This is a genomic window from Aliidongia dinghuensis (assembly GCF_014643535.1).
GTDB classification, from domain to species: domain Bacteria; phylum Pseudomonadota; class Alphaproteobacteria; order ATCC43930; family CGMCC-115725; genus Aliidongia; species Aliidongia dinghuensis.
In genome coordinates this window covers 1-21,139 of sequence record NZ_BMJQ01000027.1, presented here as the reverse complement: position 1 = coordinate 21,139, position 21,139 = coordinate 1, and the positions used below count along the sequence as shown (strand labels likewise).

Here is a 21,139-nt window from a genome sequence, read left to right as displayed (position 1 = left end):
GTCTGGCGAGTGCGCAATTTGGAGATTCGCCATGACGGCAGCATCGGACGGTTTGGACGGCATCATCGCGGCGGAGACCGTGCTGAGCCATGTGGACGGCGAACAGGGGCGCCTGATCTTCCGGGGCCACGACATCGAGGAATTGGCAGGGCATGTGAGCCAGGAGGCGGTCGCAGCCTTGCTGTGGCACGGCTTCACAGACGAGGCCGCAGCCCCGGAGACGATCTCCCGCGCTCTCGGCGAGGCCCGGGTCGCGGCGTTCGAGATCGGGCGGCCGCTGCTGCCGGCGGCGGCGGGCCTGACCGTGACTGAAGGCTTGCGGCTGCTGCTCGCGGCGTTGCCGGACACGTACCCGTTGCCCCATCATCTGCTCGCGACAGCTGCCATGCCGGTGTTCGTCGCCGCCCTCGCCCGCGCTCGGCAGGATGCGGCAGCGGTACCGCCCGACCCGGCGCTACCCCAGGCCGCGGATTTCCTGCGCATGCTGCGCGGAATGCCGGCCACGCCCGATCATGTCGCCGCCCTCGAGACCTATCTGGTGACGGTCGCCGACCACGGGCTCAACGCCTCGACCTTCACGGCGCGCGTCGTAGCGTCGACCCGCGCCGGCGTCTTCTCGTCGGTCGTGGCGGCGCTCTGCGCGCTCAAGGGGCCGCTGCACGGCGGCGCGCCGGGCCCGGTGCTCGACATGCTGGACGCGATCGGCTACGAGGATCAGATCGAGCCCTGGCTCGAGCATGCCATCTCCGACGGTGACCGGCTGATGGGCTTCGGCCATCGCGTCTATCGGGTGCGCGATCCGCGCGCCGACGTGCTGAAGACGGTGGCGCTGTCCTTGCGCGCCGGATCGAACCGCATCCGCTTCGCCGAGGCCGTCGAGGCCGGGGCACTCCGGGTCCTGGCCCGGCTCAAGCCCGGCCGCCGGCTCGACACCAATGTCGAGTTCTATACCGCCCTCGTGCTGGAGGCCTTGGAACTGCCGCGCGACCTGTTCACGCCGATCTTCGCGATCGGCCGGGTTGTCGGCTGGACCGCGCATATCATGGAGCAGACGCGGGGCGGCCGGATCATCCGCCCGCAATCGGCCTATGTCGGGCCGATGCCCAAGGCCGCGGCCTGACCCAAGATCTCGACCATCAGCGGCCGCACGGCCGCGATGGTCGGGATGCGTTCGACGTCATCGAGGCCGAACCAGCCGACCTCCGCCGCATCGTCGCCGGCGACCGGCTCGCCCGCGACGTCCGTCATGAGGACCACGACCAGCGTGTAGTGGTAGCGGATGCGACCCGCCTCATCGTGCTCGATCGCGTCGAGCGCCGTGGTCGTGCGCCCGCCGCCGGATGAGAGGCCAGTCTCTTCGAGGAGCTCGCGGCGGGCGCCGTCGATCACGGTCTCGCCCAGCTCCTGGACGCCGCCCGGGAAGCCCCAGCGTCCGAGATTGGGTTGCTTGGCGCGGCGCACGAGCAGGAACCGGTCGCCGCGGCGGACGACCGAGAGGATGCCGACCATCGGCGAATAGGGATAATCGCGGTTCATGGCCCGACTATGGGCGGTCGGGCCGATGCCGTCAAAGGGCGACCCATGGGGCCGGGCGCGGCAATTGCTCCGTCTGAGCATCGTCTCATTGGAGTATTGCCGGGCCCGGCTCCGGTTCGTCAGGTAAAGAAGCGTGCGAGGGCGATCAGGGTCAGCGTCACGGTGATGGCGCCGCCGATGCGCGTCGCGATCTGGGCGAACGGCATCAGTTGCATACGATTGGCTGCGGTCAGGATCGCGACGTCGCCCGTGCCGCCCTGCCCGCTGTGGCAGGCATTCACGATCGCCACATCGATCGGATACATCTTGAGCAGCCGCGCCACGAAGAAGCCGGTCGCCATCAGCGTCGCGACGGTTGCGATGATCGTCAGGATGTAGGGCAGCGTGAAGGAGGCGACGAGCTTGTCCCAAGGCGTCATCGCGACGCCGATCGCGAACAGCAGCGGATATGTGACGGCCGTCGAGAAGAACTTGTAGACGATGAAGGCGCCGTTCTGCAGGCGCGGCGAGACAGAGCGCGTGAGCTTCAAGAGCACGGCGATGAACAACATGGTCACCGGCGCCGGGAAATCCCAAAGGCGCTGCGACAAGACGCCGATCAGATAGAGCGTCACCGCCGTCACCCCGGCCGCCGCGATGGTGGTCACATCCGGCACGGCGCCCGCAGGCTCCTCACCCGGCTCGATCTCCGGATGCGTGCCCGGTTGCAGCCGCCCCTCGCCGGTCAGATGCGGGTAGCGCTTGCCGAGGAAATTGAGGCCGCCCGAGAGCAGGATCGCGGTCAGGCTGCCGAGCATCACCGGCGGCAGCACCTGGGCGAATAGTTCGCCCTGCGGTGAATGCAGGATCGCGGCATAGCCGATCGACAGCGGGATCGCCCCCTCGCCGACGCCGCCGGCCATGATCGGCACTACGACGAAGAAGAAGCTGTGATAGGCGCCGAGGCCGAGGGCCGTGCCGACGAGCGTGCCGACGATGCCGGCCACGACCGAGCCCAGCGCCAGCGGCACAAAGATCTTGAGGAATCCCGCGATCAGCACATGGCGATCCATGCCGAGGATGCTGCCGACGATGATCGACGAGATGAAGAGATAGAGAAAATTGCTGAACTTCGTGAACTCGGTGACCGAGCTCAGGATCGAATCCGGCAGCACATGGCGGAACGCCAGGTAGGACGGGATGAAGGTCGCGAAGATGGCGGCCGCGCCGACATGGCGGATCAGCGGCAGCCGCTTGCCGAGCTCGGCACAGGTAAAGCCGCCCATCGCGAGCAGCACGATCGCCATCAGGATGTCGGACGGCACCTTGCCGGTCATGACGAAGGCCGCGATGAGCCCGAACAGGAGAACGAAGATCGGCAGCGGGATGATACCGATCTGCCAGTCGACGATCTTCCACCAGCCGTAGGGCCAGAAGCCGTCGGCCCGTTTGGCTGTAGGCCGGATCGTGGTGTCGGTCATAAGGGATCTCCAGAAGTCTGCGGGCGGGCGCATGAGCGCATCAAATGTTCGGGTACCGGGGACCCGGACCGACCTCTGAGAGGCCGACCGGATCCCCGGCTTTCGCCGCAGGCGGGTGCCGCGCCCCGGCGACTCAGAACTTGAGGCGCCTCAGAACTTGAAGCGGAAGCCGGTCGCGACCTCGACTTCGTCGTCATGCGCACGGCCGTGGCCGATGCCGTCGACGTTGCCCTGGGCATCCCCGACCGACCAGCCGCCGTCGACCTTCAGGTAGTCCGAGGCCAGGTAGAAATCGGTCTGCTTGTCGGCGTGGAAGATGACCGAGCCGAACACCGTTCCCCTGCCGCCGTTGGCGACGGTCGCGCGCGTCACGCAGCTTGCGTCCTGCAGGAAGGGCAGCAGCGTGTTGCCGCCACAATTGCCGGCATGCGTACCGTCCATGCGGACGTAGCCGATGTCCGTCTCGACCTTTGCCGCCGGCCAATAGCTGCCCGAGACCGTCCAGGCATTGTCGGTGCGCGTTCCGGCGCTGTTGTGCTCGCCCTGCTCGCCCGTGTAGTGGATGTAGCCGGCGTTCAACCGGAACGGCCCGATCGAATAGTTGCCGCCGACCAGCTCGGCCTGGTTGACGTTTTCGTGGTTGTTGGCCCGGTTGTAGCTCACGTTGAAGTTCGCCTTGCCGGGGCCGATGGCGAGATTGTTGTAGGCGATCGACACGGCCTCGTTGCTGCCGAGCGAGAACTGGCCAGGCGTGCCGCCGCCGCCGGCGTTGAACTGGCCCGGCCCGCCGTTGCCGCTGCCGCCGACGCCGCCGGAACCGAACGCATAGCCGAGGCCGACCAGCCAGTGGTCGCCCAGATGCTTCTTCCATTCGATGGCGCTGTTGTTGCGCGTGCCGGTCGAGCTCGCCGAGTAGAAGATGAGCTGCTTGAAGTTGTTGACGTTGCTGTAGCCGCCTTCCTTCGTGGTGACCTCCGGCGTGCCGTAGGCATCGCCCCAGTTCTGGGTGAAATCGCGGGTCAGCGAGTTCTGGCGACCGAATGTGATCTTGCCGAGATCATCCGATTCGAAACCGACCCAGGCGTCGCGATTGAAGATGACGCCGGGCGTGTCGGCATTGCCGGTCGGCGATTCGAACTCAGTTTCGAGCTTCGAGATCACCTTCAGGCCCGGCAGGCCGATCTGGTCGCCCAAGCTCAGGGCGTGGAAAGCGTCGAAGCCCAGGCGGTTGCCGCTGAACCAGGACGTCTGATAGCCGACCGCCAGATCGCCCTTGTTGTTCTGGTTGTTCGCGACGCCGAGCGTCGCCTCGATGAGGCCGTAGAGACGCACGCTCGTGTTCTTGTCGTCGTAGAGCATGACCGGGTTGTTCAGGATCCCGATCGCATTGCCGCCCGTGTCCTTCTGCAGGGTCGCCGGCACCGAGGTGTCGACGACCGCCGTCGTGCCGCCGGGCGTGTTGCCTTGCTGGTCCTTCTGGAGCGTCGCCGGGACCGAGGTCTGCTTCGGCGCGCCGGTCGTCGTCTGGACCGCCGGCACTTTAGCCGCGGCGGCGCGCTCCGCCTCGATCTGGCTCAGACGATCGCTCAAGGCTTTGATCTGCGCCTTGAGATCTGCCATGTCGTCCGCCCGGGCGGCGCCGGAGAACAATAGAGCAGCGGCAGTAGATGCAAGTAGAACTGCTGATATTCCGCGCTTAGGCATGTATCTCTCCCCCATGATTTTTGAAAAATAGGCCCCGCCCCGGAAAACTGAGTTTTCCAGCCAAGGTGCGATGCTAGATTTCGAGTGAATGGTCGCATTTCACTGCGACGTAATCTGACCATTTCAAGGGGGACAGGCTGTCCCCCCGAATGGGGAAGCGAAGTTCTGCCCTGAAAGCTAAATGAAAGTTTGGCGGTGCTAGATTTCAGCGAGGTGAAGCCGGCCCGAGGCCGGAGAAATATAAAAATTTAGGGAGTGGCGGATGTACGAGCACTTGTCTCAGTCGATCGCGCGGGAAGTGCTCCGGCTGGCGCTCCAGATCGCGCCGACCTTGGGACAGGCATCCCCGGGAGGACAGGCAATCTCGGGCGACGCGGAGGCGACCGCGCGCTCCAAGGACACATCGCTCCGCTTCTACCGGCAACGGCTCCTGGCCTTGGACCGCGGTCTCACGGGCCGCGAAATCGACGTCTGCACCCGTGCGCTCGCCGGCATGACCGCCGAAGGGATCGCGCTCGAGCTCGAGATCAAGAAGAGCAGCGTCGTGACATACCGGAAGCGGGCGTATGAGCGGCTCGGCATCTCCTCTCAGCACGAGCTGTTCCGGCTGCTCGCCTGAGCCGTGACCAAAGCCCCGGCCCGTCGTGAGCGTCGCGTTCCGGCGATGGGCGGTGTACCGTCGCGGGCAGACGACGGCGGCCGTGCCGTGAAGCGCGGTCCGAGAGGGACGAAATGCGGATTCTGATTGTCGAGGATAATCGGAAACTGTCCGACTGGATCGCCATGCTGCTGCGCCGCAGCAAATATGTGATCGACTGCGTCTATGACGGCGAGGACGCGGACTACGCCCTCAAGACCCAGGACTATTCGCTCGTCATCCTCGACCTGGCCCTGCCGGCGCTGAGCGGGACCGAGGTGCTGGCGCGCCTCAGGGCGCGCGGCAGCACGACGCCGGTGCTCGTGCTGACGGCGGACGACAGCGTGCCGAGCCGCGTCTCGGCGCTCGATGGCGGGGCCGACGACTATCTCGCGAAACCGTTCAACATCGAGGAGCTGGAAGCCCGCATCCGCGCCCGCCTGCGCCGCCGGCACGAACCGCTGAGCCCGACCACCCGCTACGGCGCCCTCTCGCTCGACCGCAACAGCGGGCAATTCTTCCTGGCCGGCGCCGATCTCGTGCTCACCCCCCGCGAGCATGTCGTGCTGGAGAGCCTGATCCTCAAAGAGGGCGGCACGGTCAGCAAGACCAGCCTGATGGAAAGCGTCTTCGGCTTCGGCGACAGCGGCAACGTCAATTCGATCGAGATCTACGTCCACCGGGTGCGCAAGAAGCTCGAAGGCAGCGGCGTCGGCATCGTCACTTTCCGGGGCTTGGGCTACGCCTTGCGCCAGGATCCATGCTGAGCAGCAGCCTGCACTTGCAGCTGCTGCGTTGGATCCTGGCACCGCTCTTCGTCCTGGTGCTGTTCAACGCGTGGCAGAGCTATTCGAACGCCCGCCTCGTCGCCGGCATCGTCACGGACCGCACGCTTGTCGGCTCCGCGCACACCATCGCCGAGCAGATCAAGGTCGTCGACGGCCTGGTCGAGGCCATCGTGCCGCCCTCGGCGCTCGAGATGTTCGCGTCGGGCTTCCAGGACCGGGTGGTCTATCGCGTCGCCAATGCTGACGGCACGCTGCTCGCCGGCTATTCCGACGTGCCCGGACCGGTGAACGCGACGGAGGCCTTTGAGCCGCGCTATTTCGACGCCATGTTCCGCGGCCAGCCGATCCGGGCCGTGGCGCTCAGCCAGCCGCTGATCGGCGACAGCGACCGGCAATTTGCGCTCGTCATCGTCGGACAGACCCTGCGCGGTCATCGGCGCATGATCGCCGACCTGTGGGTGGCGGAGACGGAGCGTCAGCTGGGCCTCGTCGTCATCGCCGCGGCGCTCGCCTGGTTCGGCCTCAATCGCGGCCTGGCGCCGCTCGTGCGGTTGAGCGAGGAGATCGCGGCGCGTGCGCCGGACACGCTCGACCCGATCGCGACCGACCTGGTGCAGAAGGAGCTGCGCCCGCTGGTGGCCGCGCTCAACCATTCGGTCGAGCGCGTGCGCAACCAGATCGCCGTACAGCGGCGCTTCATCGCCGACGCCGCCCACCAGCTGCGCACGCCGCTTACCCTGCTGAAGACGCAGGTGTTCTACGGCCTCAGCACGACCGACCAGGACGAGAAGAACAAGTCGCTCGCGGCCGTCGACGAGAGCGTCGGCCAGATGGTTCATCTGACCAACCAGCTGCTGATGCTCGCCAAGATCGAGCCCGGCGCGCTCTCGATCGTGCGCGAGCCGGTCGATCTCGCCCAGACGGCGCGGCACGTGCTCGAGACCGTGGCGGATCGGGCGCTCGACCGGAACATCGAGCTCAGCTTCGACGCCACACCCGTCCGGGTGCTGGCGAATCGTGCCATGCTGCACGAGCTCGTCATGAACATCGTCGACAATGCGCTGCGCTACAGCCCGCCCGGCGGCGCCATCAACGCCACGGTCGCGGCCGGTGACGGCGTCGGCATCCTGCGCGTTGCCGATCAAGGACCGGGCATCCCACTGCACGAGCGGGAACGCGTGTTCGACCGGTTCTACCGGATGCTCGGCACCGACGGCGACGGCAGCGGTCTCGGCCTGTCGATCGTGCGGGAGATCGCCGGGCGCTACGACGGCACGGTGACGCTCGCCGACTCACCGCTCGGGTCGGGCCTGCTCGTCGAGGTCACCCTTCCCGCGGCACCCGACGATTAGGCACGCGGGCCTTCACTTCGCGGCGTTGACGAACTCGTTGGTGTAGGTCTTCGAGAGATCGATCGTCTTGCCGCGTACGTTTTGCGAGAAGCCGCTCAGCACCGCGAGCACGGTCGGCGGCCCGTCGCCCGGCATCTTGCCGCTGGGCGTGAAGCGCGCCTTGCCCTCGGCGAGCGCCTGGATGTAGCTCAGCTTGTCGCCCGCGAAATATTCGCTCGGCATACGGTCCGCGATCTCGGCGGCGTTGTGGGTGTCAATGAAACGGAGCGTCTTGACGAAGGCGTTGACCAGGCGCTGCGCCACGTCCCGATGGTGCCGCACCCAGGAGGATTGAACATAGAGACAGGCGGATGGATAGATGCCGCCGAGCGCTTCCCGGGTCGCCTCCGGCGTTCGCATGTCGACGAGAATCTGGGCGCCGCCGGTCTTGAGCAGACGGGAGACGGTGGGCTCCGTCGTCATGCCTGCGTCGATCCGGCCGTCGAGCATCGCGGCGATGAACGTGTCGCCGGCACCGACCGGCAGCAGGGAAATGTCGCGCAGCGGCACGCCGTGCTTCACGGCCAGGTATTGCGTGAGGAAATCGGTCGATGAGCCGAGGCCGGTGACACCGAGCGTGCGCCCTTTGAAATCGGCCGGCGACCGGATTTCCCCGACAAGACGGGTCGGAATGAGCTCGGCCTCGCCAGGCGTCAGGCCGAAGAGCACGATTGATTCGATGAATTTGCCGCGCGCCTGCAGGTCGACGGCGTGATCGTAGAAACCAACCACACCGTCGACCGCGCCGGCCAGGAGCTCGTCCTCGGCTTCGATGCCGACAGGCTCGGACCGGATCTCCACATCCAGATCCTGCTCCTGAAACGCGCCGAGCTGCTCGCCGAGCGCCGCCGGCAGATAGATGATCTTCTCGATGCCGCCGACCATCAGCGTAACCTTGTCGGCGCCGCGGGCGGTCGTCGCCAGCGCAGACAGAAGCAGCGCCAGCATCAGTCGTCGCATGGATCTCATCACGGTCCCATGAACGCGATGGCGCGGCGGGGCAAGCGGATTGTTCGCGGCGCGATCGTTCGCAGCATGGGCGGCCTCCCGGCGGCCGTCTCGGCCGCTTATCGTTCTCGGATACCATTCTAAGGGCCGAACCTTTCACGAAGCTGTCGAGCGGCGTTGTGCCGCGCCTGGGCCGACCGCTCAGCCGCCCTAGTCGACCGCAGGCTCCGCCTCTGGCCGCTCCGACCGTTGTATCGGTGCCGTCCCGACCGCGATCGCGTTGCGGCCCTCGTGCTTCACGCGATAGAGCGCCGTGTCGGCGCGGGCCATCACGCGCGCGATCTCCTCGTCGGCACCGGACCAGCTGGCGACGCCGACGCTGGTCGTGACCGAGAAGCTCAGGTCCTCGTGCCGGATCACCGTGCGCTCCAGCATCACGCGGAAGCGCTCGGCGACACAGGCCGCATCCGCAAGCGCCGTCTCGGGCAAGAGCGCGATCAGCTCCTCGCCGCCCAGCCGCCCGGCGATGTCGACCGAGCGCAGGCTCGCCTTCAGGCACTGTGCCACCGCCCTGAGCGCAGCGTCGCCGGCGGCATGGCCATAGGTGTCGTTGATCCGTTTGAAATGGTCGAGATCGGCCACGAAGATGCTGCCGGTGTGGTTCGTGCGGCGCGCCCGCGCCTGCTCCAGCTCCGCCGCCTCGAAGAAGCGCCGGCGCGTGAACAGCCCCGTCAGCATGTCGTGGTTGGCGAGCCGCTCCAGCTCGACATTGGCCTCCTCGAGCCGCTGGAGCGACGCCTCGAGGTCACTGGTCCGCTCGGCGACCTTGCGCTCGAGCTCGCGGTTCGAATTCTCGAGCGCCTCGTTCGACCGCTTGAGCGCCGCCCGCGTCTCGTCAAGCTCGGTGAACAGCCGGGCATTGGCAATGGCAATTGCCGCCTGGCCGGCGAGCACGCGCAGCAGCTCGACCCGTTCCTGGGTGAAAGCGCCGGTCGCGAGGTCGTTCTCGAGATAAAGCGCGCCCGTGAGCCGGCCGCGATCGGTGATCGGCAAGCAGAGCACGGAGCGCGGCACGCCGTCGGCCCAGCGGGCGGAATTGCCGAACTGGAGCGAGGCACCGGCGTCCTCGAGCACGACCGTCTCGCCCGTGTGGGTCACGTAATGGACCACAGCGGCCGGCAGATCGGTCTCGGCGAGCGGCCGGTCGAGGATGAAGAGCCGTTCGTCCCCGTCGACCCGATGTTCGGCCGGCACCGTGAGCTCGCCACCGTCGGCGAGGATGAGGGCTGCGAAACGGGCCCCGGCGTTCTCCATGGCGAGATCGAGCAGCCGAACGACCAGCGGCTCCAGCAAGAGCTCGCTCGAGACCGCGGCGGCGAGCTTGATCGCGGTCGCGGCGTCGAGTGCATCGGCGCCAAATGCGCCCGACAGCGCCCCCGGCCGCGCCGCTGGACGGGCCGCCGCCTCGCCCGGTCCCGGACGGAACAGGGTCGGATGCTGGGTTGCGAGCTGCTGGCATTTCGCGCGGGCACCCCAGGCCCGGTAATAGCCGTGCGCCTCGATCAGATAGCGGTCGGCGCGCAGATCGCGGCCGAGCGCGCGATGGAGCCGTGCCGCCGCCTCGGCGATGAGGCCGCAATCCATCTGGAAGCCCGCGGCCGCGGCCCGCTCGAGGGCCGCGAGATAGAGACCGGCCGCCCGGTCGTGGCGCCCGGCGACACGCGCCAGCTCCGCCTCGATCAGGAAGACACGGTGATCGTGATCGCCCGGCGACAGGCGCGCCCAGCGGCGCTGGCGGCGCAGGACCGAGCGGACGCGGCGGAGGCCCCGGCGCCGTGCCTGGGCCGGCATCCGGTCGAGCTCGCCCAGAACCGCCAGCGCCTCGTAGAACGGCGCGATGGTGAAGGCGACGGTGCTGAGCAGCGTGTTGCGCAGCGGCTCGAGCGCAGCGGCATCGGCGAGTGCTGCGCCGGTCGCGCCGAAGACGAGGCGCAGCATGCAGCGGGCGACCAGGAAATAGGCGCGATGCAGGCCCGACAGCTCAGTCCTGTCCTCGATCGGGGCGCCGAAATCCTGAGCGCCGACATCGATCTCAAGATGCTCCGAGCGCAGGGCGTCGATGAAGAACAGCACCATGTCGACGCCGCCATTGCCGAACGGCGAGCCGCGGCGGCGGATGCGCGGCAGGATTTCCGCGCGGAAATTGTCGGCGCCCGCGAGGTCGGCGCCAGCATAGAGCAGATGGGTGATCTCGGCCCAGGCGGCATATTCGGCGAAATTGTAGTCGCCCGCCTCGTGCAGCGCGATGCAGGAGCGCCGGAGCGGCACCAGGCTGTCGGCAACCCGATGCTTCCAGTGATGGGTGTTGAAGGCGAAGACGAAGTCCTGCTTCAAGGCGCCGAGCCGGGGGCCCAGTTCGAGCGCCAGCCGGCCGAGCCGCGTGCCGGCCTCGACGTCGCCCACGACGCACAGCACCACGGCGCAGGAACTGAAGCTGTGCGGTGTCGCCGGCGCCAGCCCATAGCGGATCGACAGTTCCGTCTGCAGCAGGATAAGCAGCGGCCAGACGTCGGCCCCCAGCACGTAGGCCGGGACCGAGCAGGCCGAGATGATCCGCATGGCGAGCCGCGCGCGCGGGTCCGTCATCGCCGGCAGATCGGCCAGCTGCTCGATCGGGCGGCGCCAGAACGTGAGCTTGAGTTTCGCGATCGCCGGCAGCAGGCGAAGCTTGGCGAAACGCTCCGACAGCGGCAGGCCGAGCAGCGCCAGCGCTTCGAGCGCGCTTGCGACGCTGCCGGCGAGATCGCCGAGCACGACCCGGTTCTCGGTCACCATTTCGAGCACCGCGGCCTCGTCGTGCGCCGAGGCAACGAAGCGGCGCGCCTCGGCGATCAAGCGCTCCGACAGGGCCTCCTGCTGCTCGAGCCGGGCCGCCTCGGACGCCTCAAGATGCAGCCGGAGCGCAAAGGCGCGGTCGAACGGCTCGCCGCCCAGGAGTTCGAGCGCCACGGTGAGCGAGCGCAGGACCGCATCGAAGGCGGCAGCGCTGCGCGCCCGATCGGCCGCCGCCACGTTGAGGCGGGAAAGCGCCTCCCGCTCGGTCGGGTCCGAGATCAGGACGCGGGCGATATTGAGATGGCCGACCGCGTCGAAGAAGCCGGGATCCTCCGGGGCCGGTGCCAGCCCGCGCAGCAAGCGGCCGAGCTTCAGATGGACCGTCGGCCGCTCACCCTCCGGCACCAGCCGGTAGGCCGCCTGCTGCAGCCGGTCGTGGGCGAATTGCAAGACCGGTGCTTTGTCGCCGTCGTCGAGCGCGATCAGCAGGCCCGCCCGAAGTGCCGGCACGAGCTCGGCCGCCGTCGCCTCCTCCGTCTGATCACAGAGGGCGGCGAGCGTCGTGAGCGCGAACCGGTTGCCGATTGCGGCGGCCTGTCCCAGCGCCGACGCGGTCGCGGGCGGCAGCTGGTCGAGCCGGCGGGCCAGCAGGTCGGCGAGCGGGTCCGTCGCCGCCTGGCGCAGGATCGCCGCCCGGTCGATCACCCAGCCGTCGACGCCCAGTTCGCGCCGGATCGAGCCGGCTTGCGCGAGCGACAGCAGCAGCTGCCCAAGGAAGAACGGATTGCCCTCGCTGCGCGCCGCCAGGATCTCGGCCAAGGGCAGCAGGTCCGGCCGGTCTTCCTGGAGCGCATCCGCCAGATAGGTCGCGATCTCGTCGCGCGTGAGCGGGGCAAGGTCGAGCCGCGTCACGCGCGCCGCCGCTTCGATGCGCCGGACACCGCGGGCGAGCGGCCCCTCGGCCAGGATCTCGTTGTCGCGATAGGCGCCGATCACCAGGAAATGCCGGCTGTCCGGATCGGTCAAAAGACCGGCCAGCAGCTCGACCGACGCGGAGTCCGCCCATTGCAGGTCGTCGAGCACGAGCGCCACCGGATGCTCGTCGCTGGCAAGCGTCTGGACGAGGCGCGTCACGGCATTGTGGAAGCGGTTCTTCGCCTCGCTCGGCGGCACCGGCGCCGGCACGATCGTGGGCCCAAGCGTGCGCGCGAGCTCCGGGATCACGTCCGTCACCAGCGCCGCGTTGGCGCCAAGCGCCTGGAGCGTCGCCTCGCGCCAGCGCCGGACGCGGACCGGCCCTTCGGTCAGCCGGCTGCGCACCAGCGTCCGGAGCGCGTCGATGACGGCGGCATAGGGCGTGTCGTGCCGATATTGGTCGAACTTGCCCTGGGCGAAATAGCCGCGCTCGCGCGTGATCGGCTTCAGCACCTCGTGCACGAGCGCCGACTTGCCGATGCCTGACGGCCCCGTGACCAGCAGCAGCTCGGCATTGCCGGCCCGCGCCCGTTCGAACGCGTCGAGCAGTTCTCCGACGTCCGCATCGCGGCCGTAGAGGCGGTGCGGCAGCACCAGCTCCCTACGCCGCTGATGCCGCTCGAGTGGAAAGCCCGCCTCGCCATTGTCGGCCGCGAGCCGCACGCGGAATTCCTCGAGATCGGCCTTGAGGCCGGCCGCCGACTGGTAGCGCTGCTCGACGCTCTTCGCGAGCAGCTTGAGCACGATCGACGCCAGCATCGGCGGCAGGTCGGGGCGCGAGGCCGTGACCGGCGCCGGCTGGCGCGCAATATGGCAATGCACCCAGCCGATCGGGTCGTGGGCCTGGAACGGCGTGGCACCGGTCAAGAGCTCGTGGAACAGGACGCCCAGCGAATAGAGATCGCTGCGCCAGTCGACCGGCCGATTGGTCCGACCGGTCTGCTCGGGCGACATGTAGGGCAGATCGCCATGCAGCGGCGCCGACGGATCGACCGCGCCGGCGCGATGCAGTTCCGCCGCAAGCGAGAAGCCGGCAAGCCGCACCGACCCGGTTTCGGGCGCGTAGCGCACGTTCGCCGGACGAACGTCGCGATGCACGATCTCGCGCTCGTGCAGCCGCGCCAGCGCGTCGGCGAGGCCGATCGCGATCGTTAAAAACCGGTCGAGATCCCCAATCGGCGTGCCGCAGAGCTCCGACAGGAACGCGGCATGCCCGTCGTGTGCCAGGACCATCGCCGGCCGGCCGGCCAGCTCGGTGAGATCGAGCATGCGATCGATGGCCGGATCGGCAATCGGCGCCAGCAGCGCCCGCTGGCGTTCCAGCACCGGACGCCGCATCTGGTGCGGCAGATAGAGCACGACCGGCTGGCCATCTGCCAACCGGGTTGCTCTGTACCAATATGCGTGCGGCTCGTCCTGGGCCAGGCCAAGTATGCGAAAGGCACCGAGCGTGATGCCTGCGGCGAAGGGCTTGTCGTCGCGGGCAATAGACGTGGCTTCCAAACGGCAGGCCCCTCGTCCGGCGAATGTGTCACGGCATCGCGCAACACGCGCGCCGATCGATGGCGACGATACCCACGGCTGTAGACGCTGTCACGCCAATGCGCAAAGGGTCGCGCGGCAAACCGCCGCCTCATGGCATCGAGCATCTGCCGATGGTCGGTCACGATCCATCCATCGCCCGCTTATCGGGATTGTCATTTCACGGCAAAAATGCGCCTTGGCAGAAACGGCGAAAAATCCGGCCGAGAGCGCCAACCTTCATCCCCATACGGAATGGCGTTCCGATTGTTGAATATGCACTTGATTTCTGGCGGCCCCGATGGTCCCCTTTCCGACAAAATGACGATGGCGCGCCCAAGACGCGTCCCGGGCTGGGGAGGAACGATCATGATTCGACGCCGAACGCTGCTCATGGGGTCCGCCGCCTCCGCGGCGCTGCTGCTCGCCTGCCGCCGCGCCTTTGCCGAGGAGGCGGCCAGCTACATCATCGGCACCCTCTTCCCCATGGCCGGGCCGAACGCGGAATACGGCGCCATCTTCACGGCCGGTGCGCAAATGGCGCTCGCGCACCTCGCCGAGGACAAGATGCTGCGCAAGCCCGTGGAGCTGCGCGCCGAGGACAGCCAGGCGACGCCCCAGGGCGGCGCCACCGGCATGACCAAGCTCGCGAACGTCGATCACGCGGTCTACACGCTGATCGGCTTTACCGGCGTCTCCAAGGCGGCCGCCCCGATCGGCCAGCGCAACAAGGTGGTGATGGTCAACGGCGGCGGCGTCGGGCCGGACCTCTCCGGCCTGGCGCCCTTGTTCTGGAACGTCATCCCGCTGATCGACAAGGAGATCGCGGCCATCATCCCGTGGCTCAAGGCGCAGGGCGCCAAGCGGGTCGCCGTGCTCTATGTCGACGATCCGCTCGGCAACGCGGCGCTGAAGCAGATTTCCGACGCCCTGCCGGCAAACGGCGGCACGCTCGCCGGCAGCTTCAGCATCGCACCCACCGCCCAGCAGTTCGGCCCGATCGCGGCCAAGATCCGCGAAAGCACGCCGGACGCCGTCTATTTCGCGAGCTACGGCGCGCAGCAGGCGCAGATCATCAAGCAGCTGCGCGACAATGGCGTGAGCCAGCAGCTCGTGACCTATTCGGCGGCGACCATCCCCTCGGTGCGCGACCTCGCGGAGGCGGAGGGCCTTGTGTTCACCGCCCAGCTGAGCGACTGGACGCTCCAGGACCCGGTGACCCAGCGCTTCGTCAAGGACTGGCGCGAGAAGTACCACAGCGATCCCACGACCTATCACCAGAACTACTACAACGCGGTCCGCCTGTTCGGCCTCCTGGCGCAGGGGCTCGAGAAGGCCGGCAAGCCGGTCGATGGTGAGGCGCTTCGAGCCGAACTGCTGCGCGTGCGCAAATTCGCGCTGGTCGGCGGCGAAGGCACGTTCGACGACAATTGCAACATCTCGATCCCGATCCAGATCAACCGGATGAAGGGAGGCAAGGCCGAGCGGATCGGCTGAGCCGATGCTGCTCGTCCAGCTGCTCGCATCCGGCATCCAGACCGGCCTCATCTATGCGCTGACGGCCGCGGGCTTCGCGCTGATCTTCGGGGCGACCCGCGTCTTCCATGTGGCGCATGGCGCCACCTTCGCGCTCGCCGGCTATGCCTTCCTGGAGACGGCGGATGCCGGCCTCGCCTGGCCGCTTGCCTGCGTTGCCTCACTCGTCGTGGCCGTGGGCTTCGGGCTCGCGATGGATGCGCTCGTCTATCGGCCGATCCTCAGGCACGAAGGCTCGTTCTTCACGGTGTTCGTCGCGGCGTTCGGCATGGTCGTCGTCGTGCAGAGCCTGCTTGAGCTGGCGTTCGGCCGCAGCTTCGTCGCCTATAGCTCGCCGCTCACCCGGGCGACGGCCGTGCTGCCGGGCCTCTATCTCGCCCCCGTGTTCTGGGTCGCGATCCTGGTTACGATCCTGCTGCTGGTACTCACCGGCCTGTTCCTCGGCCGGACCCGGGCCGGCGTGGCGCTCCGGGCGCTCTCGGAGAACCCGGAGCTGCTCAGGGCCTACGGGCTGTCCGCTCGCCGGCTCTCTGCCCTCGCCTTCGCGCTGGGCTCGGCGCTCGCCGTGCCGGGCGCGGTGCTGATCGCGGCGACGAGCGGCCTGCAGCCCTCGATCGGCCCCCATGTCATGCTGATCAGCCTCGCCGCCTCGATCGTCGGCGGCATCGGCAGCCTGCGCGGCGCCGTCGCAGCCGGCCTGCTCTTGGGCGTGACCGAGAGCCTCGTCGTGGCCGTGCTCGACACGCAATGGAGCGAGGCGGCGGGCTTCGTGCTGCTGTTCGGCTTCATCCTGTTCCGCCCGAGCGGGCTCCTGGGCCAGCCGGTGCCGCGATGACCGCCTATCTGCTCAATCTCGCGACGCTCGCGGCCATCTTCGGCATCCTCGCCGTCAGCCTGAACGTGCTGGTGGGATATGCCGGCATCTTCAGCACGGCGCACGCCGTGTTCTTCGGCCTCGGCGCCTATGCCGGGGCGCAGGTGGCGCTGCTCGTCACACCGGACGTGGCGCTGGCCTCACTCGCGGCGACGGCGCTCGCCGGTGCCGCCTCGCTCTGCCTCGCCCTTCCCGCGCTCCGCGTGCGCGGCGAATATTTCGTGGCGGCGAGCCTGGGGCTGCAGATGCTGGCGACGACCGTCTTCACCCAGGCCCAGTCGCTCACCGGCGGCATCGGCGGGCTGGTCGGCATTCCGCCGCCGACGCTCCTGGGCCTCGACGTCTCCTCGCCCTGGGCGTTTTTTGCCGTCTGCCTCGCAGCACTCGGCGCCTGCCTCATCGGCATTCGGCTCTTGATGCGCGGCAGCTTCGGTCGCTCGCTGATGGCGCTGCGCGACAGCGAGAGTGCGGCGCGCGCCTTCGGCAAGGATGTGGCGCGCTTGAAGACGCTCGCCGTCGCCGTCGGCTGCGCGCTCGCCGGCCTCGCGGGAGCGCTGTTCGCGTTCCAGGAGGCGTTCGTCAATGTCGAGAGCTTCACGCTCGAACAGTCGATCCTGCTCCTCGCCATGGTCATCATCGGCGGCGTCGGCACACTCGCCGGGCCGCTCGTCGGCGCCGTGCTCCTCTTGCTGCTGCCGGCCGGGCTCTCGTTCCTGCCCTTCATCCCGCCGACCGACATTGGCGCGGTGCAGCAACTGATCTACGGCCTCGCCATGACGCTGCTCATGATCTTCCGCCCTGCGGGGCTCGCCGGCCGGCCCGTGGGACAGCGCTGATGACGGCGCTCCTCAGCCTCAACGGCCTGTCGAAGCGCTTCGGCGGCCTCGCCGCGATCCAGGCGCTCGATCTCGAGCTGCACGAGGGCATCATCACCGCCCTCGTCGGCCCGAACGGCGCCGGCAAGACGACGATGTTCAACCTCGTGACCGGCAATCTCATGCCGGACGCGGGTGCTGTGAGCCTCGCCGGCCGACCGATCACGGGCCTGGCACCGCATCGCGTGGCGCGCCTCGGCATCGCGCGCAGCTTCCAGGACTTGCGCCTCTTTACCCATATGTCGGTCCGGGACAATGTGCTGGCGAGCCTCGAGCGCCGGGCCTGGTTCTGGCAGCCCGGCGGCGGGCTGGAACGGCGGGCGGCGGCGGAGGCGGCGCTGGAGCGCACCGGGCTCCTGCCGCTCGCCCGTGCCCGCGCGATCGATCTTTCCTATGCCGAGGCGAAGTTCCTGTCCTTGGCCCGCATCATGGCGTCCGGCGCCAAGATCTGGCTTTTGGACGAGCCGGCGTCCGGCCTCGACCCCGCCTCGCGCAGCCGCTTCACGGCGCTGCTGCGCGGTGCCATGGCCGAGGGCGTCACGATCTGCCTGATCGAGCATAATCTCGACATCGTGACGGAGGTGGCGGACCGTATCGCCTTCCTCGACCAGGGCCGCAAGCTCGCCGAGGGCGAACCGGATGAGATCATGCGGAACCCGGACCTGCGCCGGATCTATTTCGGGGAGCGCCGGCAATGATCCCGGCGCCGACGATGGAGGCAGCAACGACGGCGGCAACCACCGCAGCCCTGGCGGCCCATGATCTGGTCGCAGGCTACGCCGGGCGTCGTGTGCTCGACGGCGTCAGCCTCAGCCTCGCCAAAGGTACAGTGCTCTGTCTGATCGGGCATAACGGCGCCGGCAAATCCACGCTGATGAGACTGCTGTTCGGCCTGCACACGCCCTCGGCCGGCCACGTCACGCTCGATGGCGCGACGATCAGGCCGAGCCCGGCTGCCATGGCGCGGGCCGGCGTCGCCTATGTGCCGGAAGGCCGCGGCGTCTTTCCTGGCCTGACGGTGGCGGAAACCTTCGCACTCGCCGCCTGGTCGGCGGGCCTTGGCGGCGGCGAGGAAGCGGCCCGCACCGACGAGGTGCTGGAGATCCTGCCGGTCTTGAAGACCGTCTGGCGCCGGCGCGCCGGACAATTGTCGGGCGGGCAGCAGCAGATGGTCTCGATCGGCCGGGCGCTGCTGGCGCGCCCCTCGATCCTGCTACTCGATGAGCCGTCGATCGGCCTGGCGCCGAAGCTGTTCCAGGACCTGCTCGCCCCGGTGCGGGCGCTGCAGCAGGCACGCGGCATGTCGATCCTGCTGGTCGAGCAGAATGTGCACGAGGCCTTCGCCGTCGCCGACGCGGTCGCGGTGATGAAGTCCGGCCGCGTGATCTTCGAAGGCGTGCCGGCCGACCTGGCAGACCACGCGACGCTGATGGAGCTGTTCTGATGTCGACGCTCACCGCCCTCCTCGCCGAGGGGGCTGCCCGCAAACCAGATGCCGCGGCGGTGACCGACGGCACCGGCACGCTCGACTGGCGCGCGTTCTCGGCCCGGGTCGCGGGCACGGCGGCGCAGCTCCGCGCAGCGGGTGTCCGGCCTGGCGATCGCGTCGCTCTTTGGCTGCCGAACAGCGCCGACTATCTGGCGCTCGTCTTCGCATCCGCCAGGCTCGGCGCCGTGGCGATCCATGTGAACACGCGGTTCCGCACGGCCGAGGTCGGCAGCCTGCTCCATCGGTCGGCGGCGCGTGTGCTGGTAACGGAATGGGGCTTCGAGCCGGTCGACTTCCCGGCCCTCCTGGCGGCGATCCCCAAGACGGACCGACCGGCGCTGCGCCTCGTGATCGGGCGCCGGCTGCCCGCGGGCGTAAGCGCCGTCGCCGGCCTGCCGGCGGAGCGGCTCGATCCCGAGGCCCGTTTCGCCGGCGACGTGCCCGACGCGGCGGCACCGGACCTGCCCTGCCTCACCTTTACTACCTCCGGCACGACCAGCGGGTCGAAGCTCGTGCTGCACAGCCAGCGCGCGATCGCCGGCCACGCGGCCGACGTCATGCGCGCGTTCGAGACCGACCGGCCGACCAGCGCGCTGCTCGCTTGCATCCCGCTGTGCGGCACGTTCGGCAATGCCGCGGCGATGGCGGCCATCGCCGGCGGCGCCCATGTCGTGTGCATGGACCGCTTCGACGGCGCCGAGGCGGCGCACCTCATCCGCCGGCACGGCATCACCCATGCGGTCGGCGGCGATGATCTCCTGGCCCGCATCATCGACGGTGCCGCGGGCGAGCCCTTTACGACCATGCGGCTCTTCGGTTTCGCCGCGTTCCATCCCGGCGCCGCGGCAACGGCCGCTGCGGCCGAGGCGATCGGGCTCGCACCGCGCGGGGTGTACGGCAGTTCCGAAATGCAGGCGCTGTTCGCGGCGTCGCACGGGCCGAACCGCCTCATGGCCGGGGGCCGCCCGGTCAATCAGGAGGCCGAGGTCTCGGTGCGCGATCCCGAAACCGGGGCGGTCTTGCCACCGGGCCAGTCGGGCGAGCTCTGCTTCAAGGCGCCGTCGCGCTTCATGAGCTATCTCGGCAACGACGAAGCGACGCGGCGCGCCACGACAGCCGACGGCTTCTTCCGCAGCGGCGACCTCGGCCGCCTCGACGGCGATGGGTTCATTTACGAGACGCGGCTCGGCGACACGCTCCGGCTCGGCGGCTTCCTGGTCAATCCTGAAGAGATCGAGGGGTTCCTCGTGACCCTGCCCGGCGTCGCGAGTGCCCAGGTGGTAGCCGCCACCAAAGGGGCCGCCAGCAACGCCGCCGACGCCGTGCCCGTCGCCTTCGTCACGGCCGAGCCCGGCACCCGCCTTGAAGAGGCGGCGTTGCAGGCGCTTTGCCGCGAACGGATCGCCCGGTTCAAGGTGCCGGCGCGCATCGCCGTGGTCGAGGCCTTCCCGACCACGGCAAGCCCGAACGGCATCAAGATCCAGCGGGCGAAACTGCGCGAAATGGCGGAGCAGTTGATGAAGGAGACGGTGTAAGAAGGCCAGCGTCCTTCAATACGGCTCCATCTGCTCGTCCGGGAAGTCGCCTTCGACGTAATGCAGCATGATCACGAGGCAGCGGTCCTTATCGAGCGCGGTCGGACGCCCATGCCTGAGTTCCCTGCCCTTGATCAGGACGCCCTCGCCGCGCGCCTGGTGGAAATGCAGGGTCTCCGCATGGAGCGGCGATTCGACGTCGAGCGGCCAGGGCGACCGCTCTCCCTCGGGCAGCGGATCGTAATCGAGCAGCAACGAGATCGTATATTCGCATTGCAGGCGGTCGATGTGCATCGGCAACGCCGCGCCCGGCAGATATTCGGCCGTGAAGGTGTAGCTGTCGCGGAGCGGTCGGCCGGCGATCGCTTCGACGAGCGGGCGGAACTGCTGCAAGAGCGCGCGGCCGACCGGATCGTTGCTGGTCACCCAGCGCACTGGATCCTGGACCGCTACCATCCATCCGGCCTCGATCAGGGTCCGATAATAATTCGCGACGAGCGCCGTATCGCCGGCCGAGAGCATTCCGGGGAGGGCGAGAAACCGCTCGGCAGCGAAACGGGACCTGGCCGCAGCGCCATCGGCGGCGTTCCACGCGGTTTCGGCGCTACCCTCCAAGACCGGGATCAATTCAGGGCGGTATTCAGCGACCAGCGCGGCGCTCAGCCGCGTGCTGGGCGGCGCGCTGGACGTTTCAGCGGTTATCATTGCCGTAGGTCTCCGGCCGAAGACGGTAAGCGGCCTGATCACGACGGGGCGAGGTCGGCCGATCTCACCCCGTCGATCAGGGATCAGTCTTTAGGGGGAGGCGGCGGGAACGGCGGGCCTTTCGGCGGCGAACCGGGCGGGTTCTCCGGCGGCGGCGGGAACGGCGGGCCCTTCGGCGGCGTACCGGGCGGGTTCTCCGGCGGCGGCGGGAACGGCGGGCCCTTCGGCGGCGTACCGGGCGGGTTTTCCGGCGGCGGCGGGAACGGCGGGCCCTTCGGCGGCGTACCGGGCGGGTTCTCCGGCGGCGGCGGGAACGGCGGGCCCTTCGGC

17 protein-coding genes are annotated in these 21,139 nt (G+C 68.6%); 10 read left to right on the top strand and 7 right to left on the bottom strand.

Annotation, left to right across the window (positions count from 1 at the left end):
- Positions 1-31 precede the first annotated feature (31 nt).
- Entirely contained in the window at positions 32-1,120 is a 1,089-nt protein-coding gene (locus IEY58_RS31685) for a citrate synthase/methylcitrate synthase (RefSeq protein ID WP_189052194.1), read from the top strand.
- Here the strand turns inward: IEY58_RS31685 and IEY58_RS31680 are convergent.
- The 3 genes from IEY58_RS31680 to IEY58_RS31670 form a co-directional block, all read right to left on the bottom strand.
- Entirely contained in the window at positions 1,087-1,536 is a 450-nt protein-coding gene (locus tag IEY58_RS31680; RefSeq protein ID WP_189052193.1) for an NUDIX hydrolase, read from the bottom strand. The two genes, IEY58_RS31685 and IEY58_RS31680, sit on opposite strands and share 34 nt — an antisense overlap.
- A 119-nt stretch (positions 1,537-1,655) precedes the next feature.
- Positions 1,656-2,996 (bottom strand): 2-hydroxycarboxylate transporter family protein, encoded by a 1,341-nt coding sequence (locus tag IEY58_RS31675; protein WP_189052192.1) that lies wholly within the window; start codon positions 2,994-2,996, stop codon positions 1,656-1,658.
- A 150-nt stretch (positions 2,997-3,146) separates the two neighbouring features.
- Entirely contained in the window at positions 3,147-4,616 is a 1,470-nt protein-coding gene (locus IEY58_RS31670) for a porin (RefSeq protein ID WP_189052191.1), read from the bottom strand.
- 346 nt (positions 4,617-4,962) lie between these two features.
- On the opposite strand from IEY58_RS31670, the gene IEY58_RS31665 reads away from it, so the two are divergent.
- From IEY58_RS31665 to IEY58_RS31655, 3 genes are all read left to right on the top strand, one after another.
- Positions 4,963-5,319, top strand: a complete 357-nt coding sequence (locus tag IEY58_RS31665; protein ID WP_189052190.1) for a LuxR C-terminal-related transcriptional regulator — start codon at positions 4,963-4,965, stop codon at positions 5,317-5,319.
- A gap of 113 nt (positions 5,320-5,432) precedes the next feature.
- The gene (locus tag IEY58_RS31660; protein WP_189052189.1) at positions 5,433-6,104 is read left to right on the top strand and encodes a response regulator; all 672 of its coding nucleotides are present in this window, start codon (positions 5,433-5,435) and stop codon (positions 6,102-6,104) included.
- Entirely contained in the window at positions 6,098-7,477 is a 1,380-nt protein-coding gene (locus IEY58_RS31655) for a sensor histidine kinase (protein ID WP_189052188.1), read from the top strand. The genes IEY58_RS31660 and IEY58_RS31655 overlap by 7 nt, the downstream gene beginning before the upstream one ends.
- A gap of 12 nt (positions 7,478-7,489) precedes the next feature.
- Here the strand turns inward: IEY58_RS31655 and IEY58_RS31650 are convergent, their stop codons facing one another.
- Together IEY58_RS31650 and IEY58_RS31645 are read right to left on the bottom strand one after the other, a co-directional pair.
- Positions 7,490-8,476 carry an ABC transporter substrate-binding protein gene (locus tag IEY58_RS31650; RefSeq protein WP_229744110.1) on the bottom strand — a complete coding sequence of 329 codons (987 nt, stop codon included), beginning with the start codon at positions 8,474-8,476 and terminating at the stop codon, positions 7,490-7,492.
- Positions 8,477-8,674: 198 nt separating this feature from the next.
- Positions 8,675-13,777, bottom strand: a complete 5,103-nt coding sequence (locus IEY58_RS31645) for a diguanylate cyclase (RefSeq protein ID WP_189052186.1) — start codon at positions 13,775-13,777, stop codon at positions 8,675-8,677.
- Between the two features lie 387 nt (positions 13,778-14,164).
- On the opposite strand from IEY58_RS31645, the gene IEY58_RS31640 reads away from it, so the two are divergent.
- The 6 genes from IEY58_RS31640 to IEY58_RS31615 are packed head-to-tail and all read left to right on the top strand — an operon-like array spanning position 14,165 to position 20,104.
- A complete protein-coding gene (locus IEY58_RS31640) occupies positions 14,165-15,292 on the top strand; it encodes an ABC transporter substrate-binding protein (protein ID WP_189052185.1) in 1,128 nt (375 codons plus the stop codon).
- A 4-nt stretch (positions 15,293-15,296) separates the two neighbouring features.
- The gene (locus IEY58_RS31635) at positions 15,297-16,166 is read left to right on the top strand and encodes a branched-chain amino acid ABC transporter permease (protein ID WP_189052184.1); all 870 of its coding nucleotides are present in this window, start codon (positions 15,297-15,299) and stop codon (positions 16,164-16,166) included.
- Entirely contained in the window at positions 16,163-17,041 is an 879-nt protein-coding gene (locus IEY58_RS31630; RefSeq protein WP_189052183.1) for a branched-chain amino acid ABC transporter permease, read from the top strand. The genes IEY58_RS31635 and IEY58_RS31630 overlap by 4 nt, the downstream gene beginning before the upstream one ends.
- Complete coding sequence (locus tag IEY58_RS31625; RefSeq protein ID WP_189052182.1) at positions 17,041-17,778, top strand: ABC transporter ATP-binding protein; 738 nt, start codon at positions 17,041-17,043, stop codon at positions 17,776-17,778. Before IEY58_RS31630 ends, IEY58_RS31625 begins: the two co-directional genes overlap by 1 nt.
- Positions 17,775-18,524 (top strand): ABC transporter ATP-binding protein, encoded by a 750-nt coding sequence (locus IEY58_RS31620; protein WP_229744109.1) that lies wholly within the window; start codon positions 17,775-17,777, stop codon positions 18,522-18,524. Before IEY58_RS31625 ends, IEY58_RS31620 begins: the two co-directional genes overlap by 4 nt.
- Positions 18,524-20,104 carry an AMP-binding protein gene (locus IEY58_RS31615; protein ID WP_189052181.1) on the top strand — a complete coding sequence of 527 codons (1,581 nt, stop codon included), beginning with the start codon at positions 18,524-18,526 and terminating at the stop codon, positions 20,102-20,104. The genes IEY58_RS31620 and IEY58_RS31615 overlap by 1 nt, the downstream gene beginning before the upstream one ends.
- A 15-nt stretch (positions 20,105-20,119) precedes the next feature.
- Here IEY58_RS31615 and IEY58_RS31610 read toward each other — a convergent pair whose 3' ends face one another.
- Together IEY58_RS31610 and IEY58_RS34515 are read right to left on the bottom strand one after the other, a co-directional pair.
- A complete protein-coding gene (locus IEY58_RS31610) occupies positions 20,120-20,809 on the bottom strand; it encodes a hypothetical protein (RefSeq protein ID WP_189052180.1) in 690 nt (229 codons plus the stop codon).
- 83 nt (positions 20,810-20,892) lie between these two features.
- On the bottom strand, positions 20,893-21,139 hold a 247-nt coding region (locus tag IEY58_RS34515; protein ID WP_229744108.1), incomplete at its 5' end, for a hypothetical protein.